Genomic DNA, 19,391 nt, shown 5'->3' on the forward strand with positions numbered 1-19,391 from the left:
CATGAACATATTCAAAATAGCATTCATAGCTGTAATCACTATGACCCTGCTTTCCTGTCGAAAATACGTTGAAAAAGTGCCCGTTCAGGGTCAGAGAGTATTGGTCTACACATCGGATTACCGCTTACTGATGAATAATATCGTTGATTCTGAAGTTGGCTCGGGAAATGCAGCCGTGCTAAGCTCTGACGATCTCGATATGAAAGACCCTGGTCTTCAGCAGTATTTTTCGGGTGACATTACCAATGTGACGATCTATACCTGGAGGAAACCATTTTATGTGGATAAAATGGATGATTATGATTGGAACGCAATGTATAAAAGCATCTTTACCTATAATATTATAATAGCGGGTGTGCTTGATAGTAAAGGCGGTTCAGCAGATGAACGAAATGCCATTTATGCAGAGGCCCTGATCCAAAGAGCGTATACTTATTTCACTCTGGTGAACTCTTATGGAAAACAATATGATGCGGCAACAGCTGCCACAGACCTTGGCGTCCCACTTTTATTGGAAGCCAAATTATTTGTAAACCTGGAAAGAGCAACGGTTGCCCAGGTGTACGCACAGGTGTTTAAAGATCTGGAAGTCGCTCTACCGCTAATCTCAGTGGCACAGGTTAATTCTGTACGGCCTAACAAGGCGGCTTTATACGCCCTGCTTGCGAAGATCTATCTGAACATGCGTAATTTTAGTGCTGCGCAACAAGCTGCGGAACAATCATTGGCACTGACAAGTACACTATATGATTATAAAAACTTTGTTGTGACGCCAAAAATTCCTTTCCCCAAACTCACGGAAAACAAGGAAGTTTTGCTTCGCAAAGTAGCGCGAATAAATTACTCTGCGTTGCAACTGAGCGATGATTTGTTGAATCTGCTTGGAACAAAAGACTTTAGGTATACGCTGTTTACTAAAGATGGTAGTACCTTTTGGCAAAACTTTTCCGGGAAAGGATATTGGGCTGGAAATGGAACGGATGCAAGTAACGTAGGTTTATCCGTTAGCGAAACCTGGCTGATCCGTGCAGAATGTCTGGCGCGTGCAGGAAGACGCGACGACGCAGTAAAAATGCTCAATGACTTACGTAAACTTAGATTTAGATCAACCGACTATGTGGATTTGGTTGCTACCAGCGACCAACAGGCATTAGAAATGGTGATTAACGAGCGCCGCAGGGAGTTCTTCGGAACAGGACTTCGGTGGTTTGACCAAAGGCGGTTGAACAAAGACCCATTCTTTGCGAAAACGCGTACCCGTACGTATCAGGGTGCCACCTATACACTAGAGCCTAATAGCAACGCCTATGTATTTCCATTTTCTTCTCTCATTGTTAATCAAAATCCGGAATTGGTACAAAATCCGAATTAATCAAGTTCTGCTGCTGATGACTTTTATGACATCAGCAGCAAAACTCATATTCCTATAAAATGTAAAACCATTAAATTTTGGAAAAAAGTATAGTAAAAATTGAGAATTTGTCGCACCGATACAGCAGCAGCTGGGCAATACGTGATATCAACCTGGAAATTAGCCAATATGGGATTGTTGGGCTTTTAGGTTCCAACGGTGCAGGGAAATCGACCACAATGAATATCCTTTGTGGGTCACTTAACCAAACGGAAGGAAATGTCTACATCAATGGCATCAACTTCAGGGATGACCCAATGCGTGCTAAAATGGAAATCGGCTTTTTGCCCCAGAATCCTCCTTTGTATCTGGATCTTACCGTAGATGAATACCTTGAATACTGCGCAAGCCTACGGGACATGTCTGGCCAGGTTAGAAAAGATGCGGTGAAAGAAGCTAAAGAACGCTGCGGAATAGATCACTTCAGTGGAAGATTAATCAAAAACTTATCTGGAGGCTACAGACAACGTGTGGGCATCGCCCAAGCCATTGTGCATCGTCCCAATGTACTCGTACTCGACGAACCGACAAACGGGTTAGATCCTAATCAAATTATTGAGGTAAGAAACCTGATTAGAGACATCGCCAAAGACAGGGTGGTGATATTTTCGTCACACATCCTTTCAGAAGTACAATTGCTTTGTCGCGACATTAAAATGATTGAAAATGGAAGGATAGTATTTGAAGACACCATGGATGCCTTCAATAATTACATAGAGCCTCATAGTATGCTGATCCACTTTAACAATATGCCGGAAATTACGGTATTGGAAGCTATCGATGGGGTGATGCGTGCGGAATTGCTAACCGAAAGGCTCGCACGGCTATATTTCAGTGGTGAGGCTTCAATTGCAGAAACAATTGTCACCCTCAGCGTGCAGAATGGCTGGCGCTTACAAGAAATTACACTCGAAAAAAACTCTGTAGAGGAGATATTTAAACAATTGTCCCAACAATAATTACATCAAAAAACTTAATGAAAACAATTTTTCGAGTTGCTAAAACGGAACTGAAACTCCTGTTTTATTCTCCTATAGCCTGGTTTCTAATTATTATATTTATGATCCAGTGCGGCTTTGTCTACCTGAAGGGGCTTGACAACATCGCTATGACCTTAGAGGGGGGCTTCAAAATTCCAATCAGCGTGATCGGTTCCATCTTTTCAGGGGGACAAGGCGTTTTGTCTAATGTGATGGGTAACTTATACTTATACCTTCCACTTCTTACGATGGGGCTCATTAGCCGGGAAACTAGTAGTGGTACCATCCGACTTTTATATTCCTCACCGATTCGAGTTAGGGATATTGTACTGGGCAAATTTGTCGCAATGGTAGCCATGAGTTTAGTCATGGTAGGCATTGTATCTATATACATCGTAACGAGTTATTTTACTGTAAATAATCCAGATACGGGATTGCTGCTGAGCTACATGCTTGGTTTATTCTTATTGCTTTGCGCTTATTCCTCAATTGGGATCTTTATGTCCTGTCTAACCACTTATCAGATTGTAGCCGCAGTGTGCACTTTTGTAACCTTCGGAATACTTTATAATGTATCCGGTTTGTGGAGGGGAGTACCTTTTTTAAGAGATGTTACCTATTTTCTATCTGTAGCCGGACGTACGGATTGGATCATCGCAGGGCTGATTACCAGTAATGGGGTGATCTATTTCCTGGCGATTGTATTCATGTTTCTGCAGTTGACCATTTATAAACTGAAAACCGGGATGGAAACAACATCTACCTGGGTCAAGGTAAGCCGATATAGCCTAATTGTTATCGTCACTATCGCTATCGGTTACATCAGCTCTATTCCACAGCTTATTGTTTATTTTGATGTAACCCGTGGAGAAGTTAACACCATTAAGCCAGATACGCAGAAAACAGTAGAGGATCTTGGCGACGAGCCATTGGAAGTTACTGGTTATGCCAACATTCTGGGTGGGTTTATGGAGGATGGAAATCCAGAGTCTTACCAATTGAACATCAACCGCTGGGCACCTTACGTACGATTTAAACATAACATCAAGTTGAAAACGGTGATGTATTATGATACGCTAGGCCTGGGTAACGGGATTATGAAATCCAATCCCGGAAAGAGCTTAGAGGAAATTGTCAAAAAGATGGCCGAAACTGGTGACATGCGTTTGAGTCAGTTTAAGCGGCCAGAAGAAATCCGTAAGATGGTAGACCTTTCTCAAGAGCCAAATTATTACATTATGCAACTGAAGTATAAAGGAAGGAAAACTTTCTTAAGGGTATTTCCTGATAACGATCACTGGCCTTCGGAGACTGAAATTTCTGCAGCATTAAAAAGACTGCTACTTGCAAAAATCCCGAAAATCTTGTTTGTAGCCGGCGACCTGGAGCGTAGCATCAATAAAATGGGCGATCGGGACTACCGTGCGCTGGCGAACCTTAAAAATTTTAGAAATTCCTTACTTAACCAGGGTTTCGATGTAGATACCATTTCCCTGCAAACCGATTCGATACCTAAGCACATTTCTGCCTTAGTCCTTGCCGACCCGAAAACAGCATTCAGCGGTGTTGAGACTGCGAAACTACAGCAATATATTGACAATGGCGGAAATTTACTGATTTCCGGCGAGCCAGGAAAACAAGCCCTGCTCAATCCGCTTCTAAAACAGTTTGGTGTACAATTAATGGATGGCGCTATTGTGCAGACCAGCAGGGACCTTGAGCCACATCTTGCAGCACCATTTTTAACCGGTACCGGGTCTAAGCTCTATCCGCCTCTTGAAGGTGCACACGCCGACAGTGTAGTGATTTCTATGCCGATGGCGACGGCGCTGGGAATTGAAAACTCAAGCCCCTATACCATTAAGCCCTTACTGGTTACAGATCCTAGAAAAAGCTGGCTTAAGAAAGACAAATTTGCAACAGATTCTGCAAAGGTGAAATTTGAACCAGAAAGAGGCGATTTGCAAAAATCCTTTCCGCTTGCGGTTAGCCTGACCAGGAAGACAAAAGGGAAGGAGCAGCGCATTGTTGTTGCGGGCGATGCCGATTTCATGTCTAATATTGAATTAAATCGCTTTAATATGCGGACTGCCAACTTTGCTTTCAACACCGGGATTTTTAGCTGGTTAAATTATGGTGAGTTTCCAATCAGCAGTTACCGTCCGGCACCGAAGGACACCACACTTTTAATTAAAAGAGAACAAGTAAAATACTTCCGCATCGCCTTTATTTGGGTATTGCCGGGAATCATGTTGGCCATCGGCGCATTGATTTTAATCAGAAGAAAAAGAAAATAAAAAATGGCATTCCTTACCGATCAGCAAACCATAAATGACCTGAACCTTTTTGGAAAATCTGGTGGAGCCTCCATCTACCAGATTTTTAACAGGACGAAAACGCGGGGCGGAGCGGCCATCCTGGAAGAAATGTTCCGGTTTCCGTTGTCAGATGAACATAAAATCAACCATCGCAGCCAAATCATTCAGCGATTTGCGAAGACAGGCGCATCATTCCCGTTTAGCATAGATCATTTTGATCCAGTTGAATCGTATTTGAAAAATACCGATTCGAGGACAAAGTTATCTGCACAAGAGGGGTTCATCGCTAAAAAGCTGAGCAATATGGTTGCTTTAGATGCTGTTACCTCAGGAATCTATCTTGGAATCGATGGTTTATTGAAGTTGATGAAGGAGTTGCAGCAGTTTATAAACAGTCTGGAAGGCGGAGATCTCGATTTCTACAAGCAGGATAAAGCAGATGTACGGGAATTACTGGATACGCAAGGGATTAAAGAGGCCCTTGCTTTACCTGTTAATGGAAAGATTTCTGCCATAGAATACATTCAGTACGATGAACTCTTTCGGTTTCGCCACCGGGATGTGGTGCTTAAAATGATGCGTTATATCTATGGTCTGGATGTGTACTTTTCTGTTGCGCTTGTGGCAGTAGAGCGCTCATTTGTATTTCCAAAGGCCATGCCTAAGCACCAACATACCGTGAAACTGGAGGGCGTGTATCATCCTGAATTACAAAAAGCGGTGCCCAATTCCATCCACATTACGGTGGGCAGTAATGTCATCTTCCTTACTGGTGCCAATATGGCGGGGAAATCAACCTTTATGAAGTCACTGAGCATTGCGCTCTTCCTTGCCCACATGGGCTTCCCGGTTGCCGCTAAAGAAATGGAATTTTCGGTACTCGATGGTATTTATACCACCATCAACCTTCCCGATAATTTGGGGATGGGTGCCAGCCACTTTTATGTGGAGGTACTCCGTGCCAAAAAAATTGCGCAGGAACTTAAGTTGGGCAGGAACCTATTTGTGCTTTTTGATGAAATGTTTAGGGGGACAAATGTGAAGGATGCGGCAGAAGCAACAATTGCTTTCACAGAAGCCTTTGCCGGAAAGCGCGACAGTATGTTTGTCATTTCCACGCACATCATTGAAGCCGGCGAGATATTGAAGGAAAGATGTGATAACATTAATTTTGTTTACCTGCCTACCCGTATGAAGGGCAATAAGCCCGTCTACACCTACACGCTTGAACAAGGTTTAACGGCCGACAGGCATGGAATGATCATCATACAAAATGAAGGTATACTAGAAATTTTGGCTACCGGTCTGGAGCGGCTGAATACACAAAAGATATGAGCTTTACAGTTGACAAACAAACGCTTGAAGATTTAAACTTACTGGGTAAGTTTACACCAGGTTCCATTTTTAACATGTTTAATAAAGTGCAGACCAGCGGCGGGGAAAGATTGTTGAGTCAGTTATTCAAAAGTCCCCTGACGGATTTTGAGGAGATCAATAAACGCAGTAGCCTGTTCCGTTATTTTCAGGATAAAACCCTGGGCTTGCCGTTTAGCCGTGCTGAATTCCAGACCGTAGAAAATTACCTAAGTACCGGCAGCAGCACAAATTATCCTGCGGCCCTACTGACTACGTTTTCTAAAAAGATGCAGGCTGCCCTGCTTAGAGATGAGCGTTATGCCGCATTACAGAAAGGTTTGTCGGCAACGATATCCTTATTCAATGCGTTAAATGATTTCCTGAAACAACTCAATGAACCTCGGCCAACACCTTTTGATGAGGAACGGCAGGTCATTCAGCGCATCCTGGCCATATCTTCGTTGGCCAATGTATTGAAAGAAAAAACAAGAACAGAATATTCAACAGTGAAGCTAGCAGCCTATGATCATTTGCTGAAGCATACGCTGCGCAACGATGTTGAAATCCTGCTAACGTATTTATATAAGCTGGATGTGTACCTTGCCGTAGCTAAAGTAGGCAGGGCCCAAAACTTTAATTATGCGAAGGCATTACCTAAAGAAATGCAGCAGATAGAAATTGCTGCCCTATGGCATCCGGCCCTTGTTAAAGGGGTAGCAAATGCTGTCCATTTTAACAAAAGCAATAACATGGTTTTTTTGACTGGGGCCAACATGGCAGGGAAGTCTACGTTTATGAAGTCCTTGGGCATAGCGCTTTATCTGGCACACATGGGCTTTCCCCTGGCCGCTAAGGACCTTCATTTTTCCATTCTTGATGGAATCTATTCCTCCATTAATGTCCCTGATAGTTTGAATATGGGTTACAGCCATTTTTACGCGGAGGTTTTAAGGGTCAAAAAGGCCGCGGAAGAAGTGGCTTCCGGGAACAGTTTTTTAGTGCTGTTTGATGAACTGTTTAAAGGGACTAACGTTAAAGATGCTTATGACGCAACGTTATCCGTAACTACTGCCTTTGCCAAATTCAGACAATGCTTTTTTATCATCTCTACTCATATTATTGAAGTTGGGGAAGCCTTACAAAAGACTACTAAAAATGTGCAGTTTGTTTACCTGCCTACCATTATGGAAGGGAAGGTGCCAAAATATACCTACTTGCTTGAGGATGGTATTACCACAGACCGACAGGGCATGCTGATCATTGAAAACGAAGGTATCCTAGATATGCTTAAAAACTAAGACAAAAGAACGAGACGGCAATATCAATTAAATTAAAAAACTAATGAAACATGGCATACTTTGGATCGGTTTTTTACTGATCATCACTAGTACTTCTCTCGCGCAGAAAGGATTGAGCAGAACGGAGGCAGAATCACTTTCCGTTAATGAATGGGCACTGGAGAAGCACCGTTTGCTCCCCGCTGCAGAAAAAGTATGGGCAGAAGGGATCATTAAATTTGGTAAATACACGATGCCCATTGCCTATAGAGTATTTGGAGAAAAGCCCGCAGATGGCCGTAGCCTCTACATCTCCTTGCATGGTGGCGGAAATGCCCCGCCAGCAGTAAATAATCAACAGTGGGAAAATCAACGGACACTTTATCCAATTTCAGAAGGTCTGGTGATCGTACCCAGGGCGCCGACAGATACCTGGAATTTATGGCACGAGGATCACATAGACAATCTATTGGACTCCCTGATCCGCTATGGCGTTATCCTTGAAGATGTCAACCCCAATAAGGTATACATCTTGGGCTATTCGGCAGGGGGCGACGGGGTGTTTCAACTGGGACCGCGAATGGCAGACCGATGGGCTGCGGCTTCCATGATGGCCGGGCATCCTGGGGATGCTAATGTGCTTAATCTTCGAAATGTGCCGTTTGCGATTTATATGGGGGGTAGAGATACAGCTTATCACCGCAATACGCTGGCTGTGTCTTTTAATCATAAATTAGACAGCCTTCAAAAGCTGGATCCAAATGGCTACGTCCACGACTTTCATCTATATGCAGATAAGGCACATTGGATGGATCATAGGGATACGATTGCCATAGCCTGGATGGCTTCTTTTAAGAGAAACCCATATCCGGATAAGGTAATTTGGGTAGAAGACAATAGGGTACAGCACCGCTTCTATTGGCTGTCTGCCCCAGTGGGTAGGCTCGAAAAAGACGCAACTGCGGAGGTGAGTATCCACGGCAATGAAATCCGGATAAGTAAAAATACATTCCAGGAACTTAACATCAACCTTAATGATCAAATGCTTGATTTAAATAAGCCCGTTTCAGTAACGATGGAGGGTAAAGTTATATTTCGAAAGAAAATTAAAAGAACATTGTCTGCTATTCAAAAGACAATTCAGGAATATCAGGATCCGACGATGGTGTTTTCAGCAAAGCTTGTCCTGGAAGGAAAGAAAATCAGATTATCATACAAAAATAACAGCACAATTAACGAATAAACTATTATGAGAAGAAGAAGATTTTTTTTAAACATGGCCAGCTTGGTATTGGTTGCTGGCCTTACATTAACTAGTTGTAAAAAGAAAGCTACAGAAGTAGAGGCCCCGCAACCGGTTCCTGTTGTAGAAACCCCTGCTGTGGTAACAACTTCACCGCTCTCAGGAGAAACATTACAAACGGTAGGGAACGGTACCTTTTACATCGTCAATAGAAAAAGCGGTATGGCACTTAATGTAGCAGGTGCTTCTACGGCTAATGGCGCAAATGTAATCCAATTTGGTTCTGGAGGTGCTATGAATGAAAGATGGACACTAGCAGCGATTACCGGTGGCTATTATTCTATAATTGGTGTGCAGAGTAACCTGTCACTAGCTGTTGCAGGGGCTAGCACAGCAAATGAAGGAGACATTAATGTGTACACTTCCTCAACTGGCAATGAACAGCAGTGGCAATTTACAAGTGTTGGAGATGGCTATTATCGCATTACAAACCGAAACAGCGGTAAAGACATCGAGGTGGTAGGTCAGTCGTTGGAATCTGGAATTTCAATTCAACAAGCAGATTATCAAAAGGTTGAAAGCCAACAATGGGCACTACTGCCGATCAGCTATAGTGGACAGCTTAAGTGGACAATGAGTAGTACCACCGGGGTTCCAGCCGCTGCACTTACAAGGATTACCAATGCCATGAATGACGCCTGCGCCCGTTACAATGCTGGTGCTAATTGGCCTGCAAATACGCTTAATGTAGAGTACAATCCCGATGTACCCACAGCTGACGCTATTACCTCAGGCACAATTCGTTTCGGGGCTTCGGCCAGTTACCAGGTTGTAAGTACAGCGATGCATGAAATTGCCCATACCTATGGTGTAGGTTTATCAACAGGGTTTAATTCAAATAAATTTTTGTCAGAATTTATTGGGAAAAATGCTATCGCCAAATTGAAAAGTTTTGACGGAGCAAGTGCTGTTATTCATATTGGAGGTTCACACTTTTGGCCCTACGGCTTAAATTATGATAGTGAATGGTCAGAAACGGAAGCGTTTAGGCATGTAAAAATGATCTGGGCCATGCGTTTGGATGGGATGTAGAATGCAATTCTTTAAACAAAATGCCGGTCGTGAGCCGGCATTTTTGTTTGAAGGAAGCTTTAGTACGCGTGATTCTACACCTTTTTCCTGCCGATTCTGTAGGCGGATAGCTATTTCGAAATGCCGTTTCAGCTGCACTATAAGCATAATGCACTCACAGTAGTACCCTGCTTTTATCACTAAGTATATGAGCATTTCCGATGGTATTTGTTTTGTGCAGTGGTAGGGCAATAGTTTACTTTTTTCTTAAATATACATACTAGAATTAATCGCATTCGGTATATTTGAAAGTTGCTTCCACGAAAACTCTCGTTGTAAGGCATTTGATAATCGAATTTTAATGGATTTTCCTGATGATGAAAAAGCTTTATTAACTGCGCTGAAGGATGGCGATGCAGTCGCTTTTGAAGTCTTATACGCACATTATAGTAAATCTATATTCAGGAGGTTGGTCAGGATGGTCAAACATATCCCATTAGCAGAAGAGTTAACCCAGGATGTGTTTGTTAAGATTTGGGACAAGCGGGTAATCATCGATATCGAGAAGCCTTTCTACTATTATATTTTAACTATAGCTAGCCATCTAGTCAACGACTTTTATCGGAAAGCCGCCCGGGACCAGCGTCTTCAGGATGAAATTCTGGCGGCAAGCGCTCAACTTTACAACCCAACTGAAGAGTTCCTCTTTTATAAAGAAAGTGAGCAGGTGCTGAATAAGGCAATCGATGATTTACCCCCGCAGCAACAACTGGTATTTAGACGCTGCAAGATTGAAGGTAAATCATATAAGGAAGTAGCTGAAGAATTTAATATATCAACTTCAACCGTAAGTAACCATATTGTTAAGGCGACAGCAAGCATTAAAAAAGTTTTTTTTGGCTCAAAATATGGTTTCCTGGTCCTTGCAATTAGTCTTTTGAGTAATAAGGGCTGAAAAAAAATATTTATTTTCAATGTAAATAGAGTAAGTGTCTTTTCTAAGCGTATTGTATATATAAATCGATAACATTGGAACGTCAAGATCAAAATATATATACTACATATCTGAAATTTTTGGATAATCAACTGTCTGCAAAGGAAATTTCGGAGTTTTTGCAAACTATCCATGGTATTTCTGATGAGGAACTATTAGCCATCACGGCTGAATTTTTAGGTATAGAAGAGGTTCCGGCGGTAGAAGCTGAACAAGAGAGTCTGGATAGAATTTTGCTGTCCATCCGTACCCGTCATTTATCAGTTGCTTCAAATGCGAAAACTTCATTCAAGCTATATCCTAAATGGCTTGCGGCTGCGGTGGTTTTACTAGTGCCGGCTTTGGTTTTTTTAATGATTTTCAGAAGCACTAACAATGAACAACAAATAGAAATTGCTTCAGGATCAGCAGATCTTAAGCCTGGAAGGTCCAGGGCTACGCTCAAACTGGCCAACGGGACTGAAATTTTTCTGGATACACTTCGTTCTGGCCTTAACAAGATAAAACAGGATGGAGCCAGCATTTCAAATGAGAGAAATGGCGAATTGGTGTACATAAAATCAAGCGAGACCGAAACCTCCAAAATTGAATACAATACAATTAGTACGCCCAAAGGTGGCACTTATAAAGTGTTGCTTCCAGATAGTACACAGGTTTGGCTCAACTCATCTTCTGAACTTACTTACCCCACTTCTTTCGCTCATGCTGATGCCAGGGTAGTGAAGTTGGAGGGAGAGGCCTTTTTTGCGGTAAAGAAGCTGAAGGACGAGAAAGGTAAGTCACAGCCATTTATTGTGAGCACAGCTCAGCAACAAATTAAGGTGCTCGGCACACAGTTTAATATAAATGCTTATGCAGATGAGCTAAATCTTAAAACCACGTTGATAGAAGGAAGCGTAGAAGTAAATAATTCCGTAAAGCTCAAACCAGGAGAACAGGCGATAAGTGCAGGTAAAGAAGTAGAAATTAGAACAGTTGATGTGAGTTCATATATTGATTGGAAAAACGGCGATTTTAACCTTAAAAACAATGATTTCAGAACAACAATGAGGAAGATATCCAGATGGTATGATGTAGAGATTGTATATGATCCCTCTTTCCCTCAAGATGTGAAACTAGGTGGCTGGATTTCACGCGATAAAAATATATCATCAGTCTTAAACCTCATTCAAAAGACTGCAAAGGTTCACTTTAAGTTAGAAGGAAGGAGGGTGACTGTAAGTAAATAACTGCTAAAAAATTGGCTTAAACAAAGGCCAGGGCGTGCGGGAACACACCCTGACCAAGATAGATTTAAGCCTTGAATTATTTGAGAATCTTCAACTTTAACCTAAACAAATGTATAAAAATTTTACTACTAAATCGGCTGGGCCTTCAGGCCACATCCGACAAATTTACCGTGTTATGCGTATCACCACCATTTTCATGTTCGGTATTATGATGCAGGTCGCTGCCTCTTCATCAGCACAAAAAATTTCCATAAATAAGCGCAATGCTGATTTGGAGTCTGTATTCAAATCTATTCGTGAACAAAGTGGCTATGACTTTGTATTCGATTTGAAAGTGATGGAAACTGCTAAGCCTGTTACCGTTAACCTTAGGGATGTAAGTGTGAGCGAAGTGTTAGACGTATGTTTTGCCAATCAAATGCTAACCTACGCTATTGAAGACAAGACCGTAATGGTAAGCAAAAAGAGTTTTGTGGGTAAAATATTGAATTACTTTCAAAGCATCGACGTATCGGGGAAGGTTTTGGATGAATCGGGAAACCCGCTTCCAGGAGTATCAATCAGAGTTAAAGGAACAGATAAAGTCATTTTATCAAGAGCTAACGGAGGTTTTTATTTAAACGTGGAAAATGAAAATGCCATATTAGTATTCAGTTTTGTAGGCTATAAAACCAAAGAATTAAATGCCCGGGCGAAAATGGAGTTTAGAATGGAAACTGATCCCGCAAAGCTTGACGAAGTAATGGTGATTGGTTATGGAACCACAACCAAAAGGGTATCTACAGGATCACAAACGGGGATTACCGCAAAAGATATTGAAAGACAGCCAGTAACCAACGTTCTGCAGGCCTTGCAGGGTAGAATGCCAGGAGTGGCCATTACACAAACCAATGGACTTCCTGGTGCGGGTATTAATGTACAGATTAGGGGTATAAACTCAATAGGTAAGGGAAATGTTCCTTTGTATATTATTGACGGTGTGCCTTTTCTTTCTACGCCAATTAGTGGGGCGGCTTCGGTTACCGGAACTCCGGCTGCGAGTGTTGGACTTGCAGCAACATCAGCCGAAGGCCAAACCAGCCCTATGAATATCATAAACCCTTCGGATATAGAGAGTATTGATGTCCTGAAGGATGCTGATGCTACAGCAATCTACGGCTCAAGAGGAGCAAATGGTGTGATATTAATTACCACCAAAAAAGGAAGAGCTGGTAAAACCCAGTTTTCTGTAAACGCAAATACAGGCATGTCTAAAGTAGCAAACTATGTAGAGTTGTTAAGCACGGATGAATATCTGGCCCTGAGGCGAAAAGCATTTGCTAATAACCCTGCTGCCGTCATGGCTGGGAACGTAGATTTAACCTGGGATCCGAATGTCAATCAAAATTTTCCTAAAATTTTACTTGGGAATACCGCCCGTACCCATGATATTACTTCAAATATATCTGGTGGAGATGTGCTTACAAACTTTTACCTGAGTGGAACATTTCATAGAGAAACTAATATTTATCCGGGAGAACAGGCTTATCAGCGTGGGGGAGCGCATCTGAATTTTAATCATTCTTCATCAGATCAGAAATTTAGTTTGTCTGTATCTTCTACCTATTCTGCCGACCAGAATGATATTACGATCACCGAGCTTGCCAATTATGCTTATGTGTTGCCTCCTAACTTCCCATTGTATAATGCTGATGGATCATTGTATTTTGCATCTGGCTTTAATAATCCCTTGGCTTTTCTTCTGCAAAGTAATGACGCCCGGGGTAGTAATTTTGTAACCAATCTTGGCTTAAAGTATACAATTATAAAGGGATTGAATATCAGTAGCACTTTAGGTTATGGTAAAACGGATATGAGAACCAATTCTGTGCGCCCATTGGCTTCGTATGCCCTTTCGGCTACCAGAACCAGTGGCTCTGTAATCGAATCTTATGTTTACAGCAATAATTATATCTTTGAACCGCAGCTAACTTATAAATCGGCCCTTTGGAAAGGTAATCTTGAAGCACTGGTTGCTGGGTCATGGCAATTTAGACAGTCTAAGATACCATATAGTCTTAATGCTACAGATTTCTTATCGGACGATTTCCTGTCTGATATTGGTTCTGCCAGAACTAAAACCGTTAGCAGTGGCTCGAATGAATATAAATACGCATCGGTATTCGGACGTTTAAATTACAATGTATTGAATAAATATATTGCCAATATGTCATTCAGACGAGACGGTTCTTCAAGGTTTGGGCCGAACAACCGTTTCGGTAATTTTGGTGCTGTTGGCGCGGCCTGGGTTTTTTCTGAGGAAAATTTGCTGAAGAATAAATTCAGTTGGTTTAGCTTTGGTAAGTTAAGAGGTAGTTACGGTATTGTTGGAAGTGACGAGATAGGTAACTATGCTTATTACGATAGCTATACTTCTGATCCTTATGTTTATAATGGCTCGACAGGCCTTCAGCCTAGCAGATTAGCCAACAACAACTATAAGTGGGAGGAAACAAAAAAACTGGAGGTCGCCATAGAACTGGGTTTTTTTAAGGATAGGTTGTCATTAACCGCTGCGACTTACAGAAACCGTACTTCAAACCAACTCCTTGAATTTCCAATTAGTACACAGGCTGGTTTTCCGGGTTTCTCTTCTAACCTTGGTGCGGTGTTGCAAAATTCGGGTACGGAGTTTTCCCTGAACAGTACCAATATTCAAAAAAAGGACTTCAAATGGACTTCAGCATTCAATATTTCCAAAAACAGAAACAAGCTGGTAGCATTCCCTAACATCGAAAAAACTGCTTATTACACCAGATATGTAGTTGGGAAACCTTTGTCAGTCTTATATGCACTGCAATTTGCCGGTATGAGTCCGACAACAGGGTTGCCCACTTATGCTGATTTAAATGGAAGCGGGACTATAAGTACTGGCTTTGTGGATACCGGACGTGGAGATCAGTACTATGTTGGTACAGCTTATCCTAAGTTTTTTGGTGGATTAACAAACTCCATCACTTATAAAGGCATCAATTTAGATTTCACTTTTCAGTTTGTTAAGCAGCTATCTAAAACGCTCATTGCTGCTACCAATTACCCTCCTGGTTATCCATATAATGCAGCGGCCTCAGTAATGAGAGACTACCTGGCTTTGGGTTCTCAGGATCAATTGGTTACTCAGGATGCGAGAAGTGTTCAAGGATCCGCAGCATATACAGCATTCTTAAATTATGCTTTGTCAGACCAGGTTTTTGTAGATGCTTCTTTCATAAAATTGAAAAATGCTAGTTTATCTTATGCCATTCCAGCCAAATTACTTTCCAAAATCAACGCACAGAATTTAAGGGTTTACGTTCAGGGACAGAATTTGTTTACCATCACCAAATACAAAGGTTATGATCCTGAGTCACAAGGCGCAGCTACCCCGCCACTCCGCACCATTTCTGCAGGTTTACAATTAACTTTTTAATCTACGAAAAATGAAAGCTAAAATATTCAAATTTACCATAGGCCTGTTTGCAATTGTTTTTATGGGTTGCGAAAAGATGATTGAAATCAATTCCCCCTTGAATGAAACTCCTTCTGCAGGTGTTTATACCACAGATAAAATAGCACTCTCTGCACTTTCTGGAATGTACGGGCGTTTTTCGCAGACTTCTTTCCAGACTACTGGTCTGCCAGTTTATACCTCTTTAATGGCAGATGATCTCCGTTACCTGGCGACAGTTACAGCTCCGCAAGAATATAACACCAATACCTATACTGCATTAACTGCGTCTGCAGAGCCATTTACAGAGTTTTACCAAGTGATTTACCGTACCAATGCCATTATCGAGGGTTTGACCACATATGCTGGAACATCTGCGGCTATCAATAAACAATTGATAGCCGAGGCCAAACTGATGCGGGGTTATGCCTATTTTATATTGGTTAATTTTTATGGTGAGGTGCCACTGGTTTTGCAGACCGATGCTAACGTTACAGCCTATTTGCCCAGGGAGACGGTAGCAAATATCTATAAACAAATTATCTCCGACCTAATCGATGCCAAGGCTAATCTCCGTTCGGATTATTCTTTTACAAATGGAGACAGATTAGGTGTAAATAAGTTTACAGCAGCGGCCTTACTGGCCAGGGTATATCTTTATACTGGTAACTATTCTATGGCAGAGGAAAATTCGACCGAAGTTATTCAGGCGACTAATTTATACACTATGGTTTCTACGGCTACCATGGGAACAGCTTTATTTGTTAAAAATAGTTCAGAAAGTATTTGGCAACTTCCACAGCCTGTGTCAGCGACAAATCAATACACTGTAGAAGGGTCAGTTTTCTTACCAAGCTCAAATACCGTAGCTGCATTATTTTATCAATTGCAGCCGTCTTTCCTCAGTATTTTTACCGGAACAGACAGACGCCGTACCTTGTGGATGAGGGATCTGACCATTGCGGGAAACCAATACGTTGTTCCCGCAAAATTCAAGTACCGTACTCATTCAGAGGCCCTGGCGGCAAACGTTACCGAATCGCAGATCATCCTGCGTTTGGCGGAACAATACTTAATCCGTGCTGAAGCGAGGGTGAGGATAGGTACGAATATCAGCGGAGCATTGACCGATTTGAACGTAACGAGGTTAAGAGCGGATATTCCAGCCCTTACTACAACTAACCCCTCAGTACTACTGGACGAAATTGCCTTGGAATACCGAAAAGAATTTTTCTGTGAACAGGCTTTCAGATGGTTTAATTTGAAACGGACAGGACAGGCAGATGTTGTTTTACCACTATTAAAACCTACCTGGAAACCAGAAGCCAAATTTTATCCAATTGCCCAATCCATTATTAACAATAACCCGAACTTGATAAAATAGTCTGGATAAAAAATCAACATGAACAACAAATTTATTAAATATGCTCCCAAACGCTTGAGTTTGGGAGTAATGTTAACCTGTCTGATTTTGGGTATCAGTTCTTGTGTATTGGTAAAAAAGAAGCCCGCTAAAAACAAGGCTTCAGTGACTGGCAATCCAATTGTGGCCAGACCTAAGGCCGATAGTATCAAAAATGCGATGAAACCTTATAAGGAAATCATCACAAGTAAAGCCCTTACACAGCCAGGATTGATGACGGTACACAAGGTTGCTGAAAAGTACTTTTTCGAAATTCCAAAAAAGATATTAAAAAAGGATATCCTGGTGGTTACCCGTTTAAGTGGGTCTACCCCAGGTGCGGGCAATTTTGGTGGTGAGGAAATTGGCAGGAGAATGATTTATTGGGAACAAGGCCCGGATAACAGGCTTTTCTTAAGAGTTGCTGCACAAGTGAGTATAGCCGATTCTACAGATATGATTGCTAAGGCAGTAAGTAACTCAAACTTAAATCCCATTATGGCTTCTTTCCCAATCAAGGCACTTGGAAAAGATTCTTCTTCATTAGTGATTGAGGTAACGGATTTCCTTTTGAGTGAAAACCCCCTGGTAACTTTTAATCCTGAAAGCAAGAAAAGTTATGGTCTGGGAACACCGGCAGCAGATCGTTCTTATGTGAGGAGCGTTAAGTCATTTCCAATCAACACGGAAGTTAGAACGATTAGAACGTATAATGCCGCAGGTGGGAACTTACCTGCTGCGGTTATTGCGGGGGCGCTTACCCTTGAAATCAACGCTTCATTTTTATTGTTGCCGGAAACGCCGATGGTTAAACGATATGCTGATCCAAGGGTGGGGTATTTTGTGAACAGCTACAACAAATTTTCGGATGAGCAACAAGCAGTAAAACAAGAAGTATTTGTTAACCGCTGGCGGCTTGAAGTGAAGGATAAAGACCTGGACAAATATAAAAGAGGTGAGTTAGTAGAACCCAAAAAACAAATTATTTATTACATTGATCCGGCCACGCCAAAAAAATGGAGACCATACCTGATTGCTGGTATAAATGATTGGCAAAAAGCATTTGAACAAGCGGGCTTCAAAAATGCGATTGTAGGTAAGGAATGGCCGGAAAGTGATACCACCATGAGCCTGGAAGATGCCAGATATTCTGTTGTCCGGTATTTTGCGTCGTCCAATGCGAATGCCTATGGACCAAACGTATCGGATCCTAGAAGTGGTGAAATATTAGAAAGCCATATTGGATGGTACCATAATGTGATGACATTGGTGCACAATTGGTACATGATCCAATGCGCAGCTGTAGATCCTCGTGCCAGAAAAAATAAATTTGATGACGAACTGATGGGACAGCTCATTCGCTTTATTTCCTCACATGAAGTAGGACATACGCTAGGTTTGAGGCATAACATGGGGGCAAGTAGCACGGTACCTGTTGAAAAGCTTAGAGATAAGGCCTGGGTAGAAGCACATGGGCATACACCATCTATTATGGATTACGCCCGTTTTAACTATGTGGCGCAACCAGAAGATGGAATCTCTGAAAAAGGCCTTTTTCCCAGGATTAACGATTATGATAAATGGGCAATTGAATGGGGATACCATGTTTTTGCAAATGTTGAGGATGCGGAAGTTGAAAGGAAATTGCTTAACGTGATGACCAGGGATAGCCTTGCAAACAATAAGCGGTTATGGTTCTCTGGCGAAGGAAGGGATTATGATCCAAGGTCTCAATCTGAAGATTTGGGCGATGACCCAATCAAGGCGAGTTTATACGGTATCAAAAACCTGAAACGCATTGTACCTAATTTGGTAGCCTGGACACGCGAAGAAGGGGAGGATTACACACAATTGACAACAATGTACAAAGCCGCTGTGGGTCAATTGGACAGATATGCAAGCCATGTTTTAAAGAATATGGGTGGCGTAATGGTGACCGAAAAATTATCTGATCAAACTGGGGCAATTTATCAACCAGTTAGCCTTGCCAGGCAGAAAGCATCTATTCAATTTTTTAACGAGCAGATATTCAAGACACCAACTTGGTTATTGGATAAGAATATCCTCAACAAAATTGAGCCGGGATATAGTGGGAATAGTGTGCAACGTATGCAGCAGGAAATTGTTGCCGCAGTTACTTCTCAATCCCGGTTGTACCGGATGATGATCAATCAAAGGGATTACGGTAAAGGCACGTATTCTCCGTCTGAATGGTTGACAGATTTAAAGAAGGGTATTTTTGCTGAAATTTACACTGGCGCTGCGGCAGATGACTATCGTAAAACACTACAAAAAATGTACGTGGGTAGTATTATAACCATGTATAACAAGCGATTTGCGCTTCAAGGATCAATTGATAACATTCTGGCATCCCTGGCGCCAACAGATGTTTTACTCTATTCAAATGTGAAGGCCCTGGGTTTCGCACATTTAAGGGAATTGAGAAGGGACATTGGTAATGGAATACCTAAGACTAAAGATAAAGACACAAAAATACATTTGGAGTACTTAAAGCAAATGCTGGATAAGATTATCAATGAATCGCCAATACCAGGCTTGAATTACTAATACGCTTTCTAAAAAATAAATAGTAATAATTTGAAACGCAGCCGGTGGATGCCACTGCGTTTTCATTATTTAATCA

Annotated in this window: 12 protein-coding genes; all 12 read left to right on the plus strand. The window is 41.8% G+C overall.

Features of this window, described 5'->3' with window-relative positions:
* Position 1: 1 nt before the first annotated feature.
* The 12 genes from LPB86_RS07590 (at position 2) to LPB86_RS07645 (ending at position 19,315) form a co-directional block, all read left to right on the plus strand.
* Positions 2-1,372 (plus strand): RagB/SusD family nutrient uptake outer membrane protein, encoded by a 1,371-nt coding sequence (locus LPB86_RS07590; RefSeq protein WP_230642161.1) that lies wholly within the window; start codon positions 2-4, stop codon positions 1,370-1,372.
* Positions 1,373-1,449: 77 nt separating this feature from the next.
* Positions 1,450-2,370, plus strand: coding sequence for an ABC transporter ATP-binding protein (locus tag LPB86_RS07595; RefSeq protein WP_230642162.1), 921 nt, complete (start codon positions 1,450-1,452; stop codon positions 2,368-2,370).
* A gap of 17 nt (positions 2,371-2,387) precedes the next feature.
* The gene (locus tag LPB86_RS07600) at positions 2,388-4,688 is read left to right on the plus strand and encodes a Gldg family protein (protein ID WP_230642163.1); all 2,301 of its coding nucleotides are present in this window, start codon (positions 2,388-2,390) and stop codon (positions 4,686-4,688) included.
* 3 nt (positions 4,689-4,691) lie between these two features.
* On the plus strand, positions 4,692-6,044 hold the full coding sequence (locus tag LPB86_RS07605; RefSeq protein WP_230642164.1) for a DNA mismatch repair protein: 1,353 nt from the start codon (positions 4,692-4,694) through the stop codon (positions 6,042-6,044).
* Positions 6,041-7,363 carry a DNA mismatch repair protein gene (locus LPB86_RS07610; protein WP_230642165.1) on the plus strand — a complete coding sequence of 441 codons (1,323 nt, stop codon included), beginning with the start codon at positions 6,041-6,043 and terminating at the stop codon, positions 7,361-7,363. The genes LPB86_RS07605 and LPB86_RS07610 overlap by 4 nt, the downstream gene beginning before the upstream one ends.
* Before the next feature lie 43 nt (positions 7,364-7,406).
* Positions 7,407-8,585: a hypothetical protein gene (locus LPB86_RS07615; RefSeq protein ID WP_230642166.1), complete on the plus strand. Its 1,179-nt coding sequence runs from the start codon at positions 7,407-7,409 to the stop codon at positions 8,583-8,585.
* Between the two features lie 6 nt (positions 8,586-8,591).
* Entirely contained in the window at positions 8,592-9,677 is a 1,086-nt protein-coding gene (locus tag LPB86_RS07620; RefSeq protein ID WP_230642167.1) for an RICIN domain-containing protein, read from the plus strand.
* A gap of 340 nt (positions 9,678-10,017) precedes the next feature.
* Positions 10,018-10,611: an RNA polymerase sigma factor gene (locus tag LPB86_RS07625; RefSeq protein ID WP_230642168.1), complete on the plus strand. Its 594-nt coding sequence runs from the start codon at positions 10,018-10,020 to the stop codon at positions 10,609-10,611.
* Between the two features lie 119 nt (positions 10,612-10,730).
* Positions 10,731-11,879, plus strand: coding sequence for a FecR family protein (locus LPB86_RS07630; protein ID WP_230642169.1), 1,149 nt, complete (start codon positions 10,731-10,733; stop codon positions 11,877-11,879).
* 109 nt (positions 11,880-11,988) lie between these two features.
* On the plus strand, positions 11,989-15,327 hold the full coding sequence (locus LPB86_RS07635) for a TonB-dependent receptor (protein WP_230642170.1): 3,339 nt from the start codon (positions 11,989-11,991) through the stop codon (positions 15,325-15,327).
* 10 nt (positions 15,328-15,337) lie between these two features.
* Positions 15,338-16,729, plus strand: a complete 1,392-nt coding sequence (locus LPB86_RS07640; RefSeq protein WP_230642171.1) for a RagB/SusD family nutrient uptake outer membrane protein — start codon at positions 15,338-15,340, stop codon at positions 16,727-16,729.
* Between the two features lie 18 nt (positions 16,730-16,747).
* Entirely contained in the window at positions 16,748-19,315 is a 2,568-nt protein-coding gene (locus tag LPB86_RS07645; protein WP_230642172.1) for a zinc-dependent metalloprotease, read from the plus strand.
* Positions 19,316-19,391: the final 76 nt, after the last annotated feature.

The sequence above is a fragment of the Pedobacter sp. MC2016-14 genome (genome assembly GCF_020991475.1).
Classification (GTDB): Bacteria; Bacteroidota; Bacteroidia; order Sphingobacteriales; family Sphingobacteriaceae; genus Pedobacter.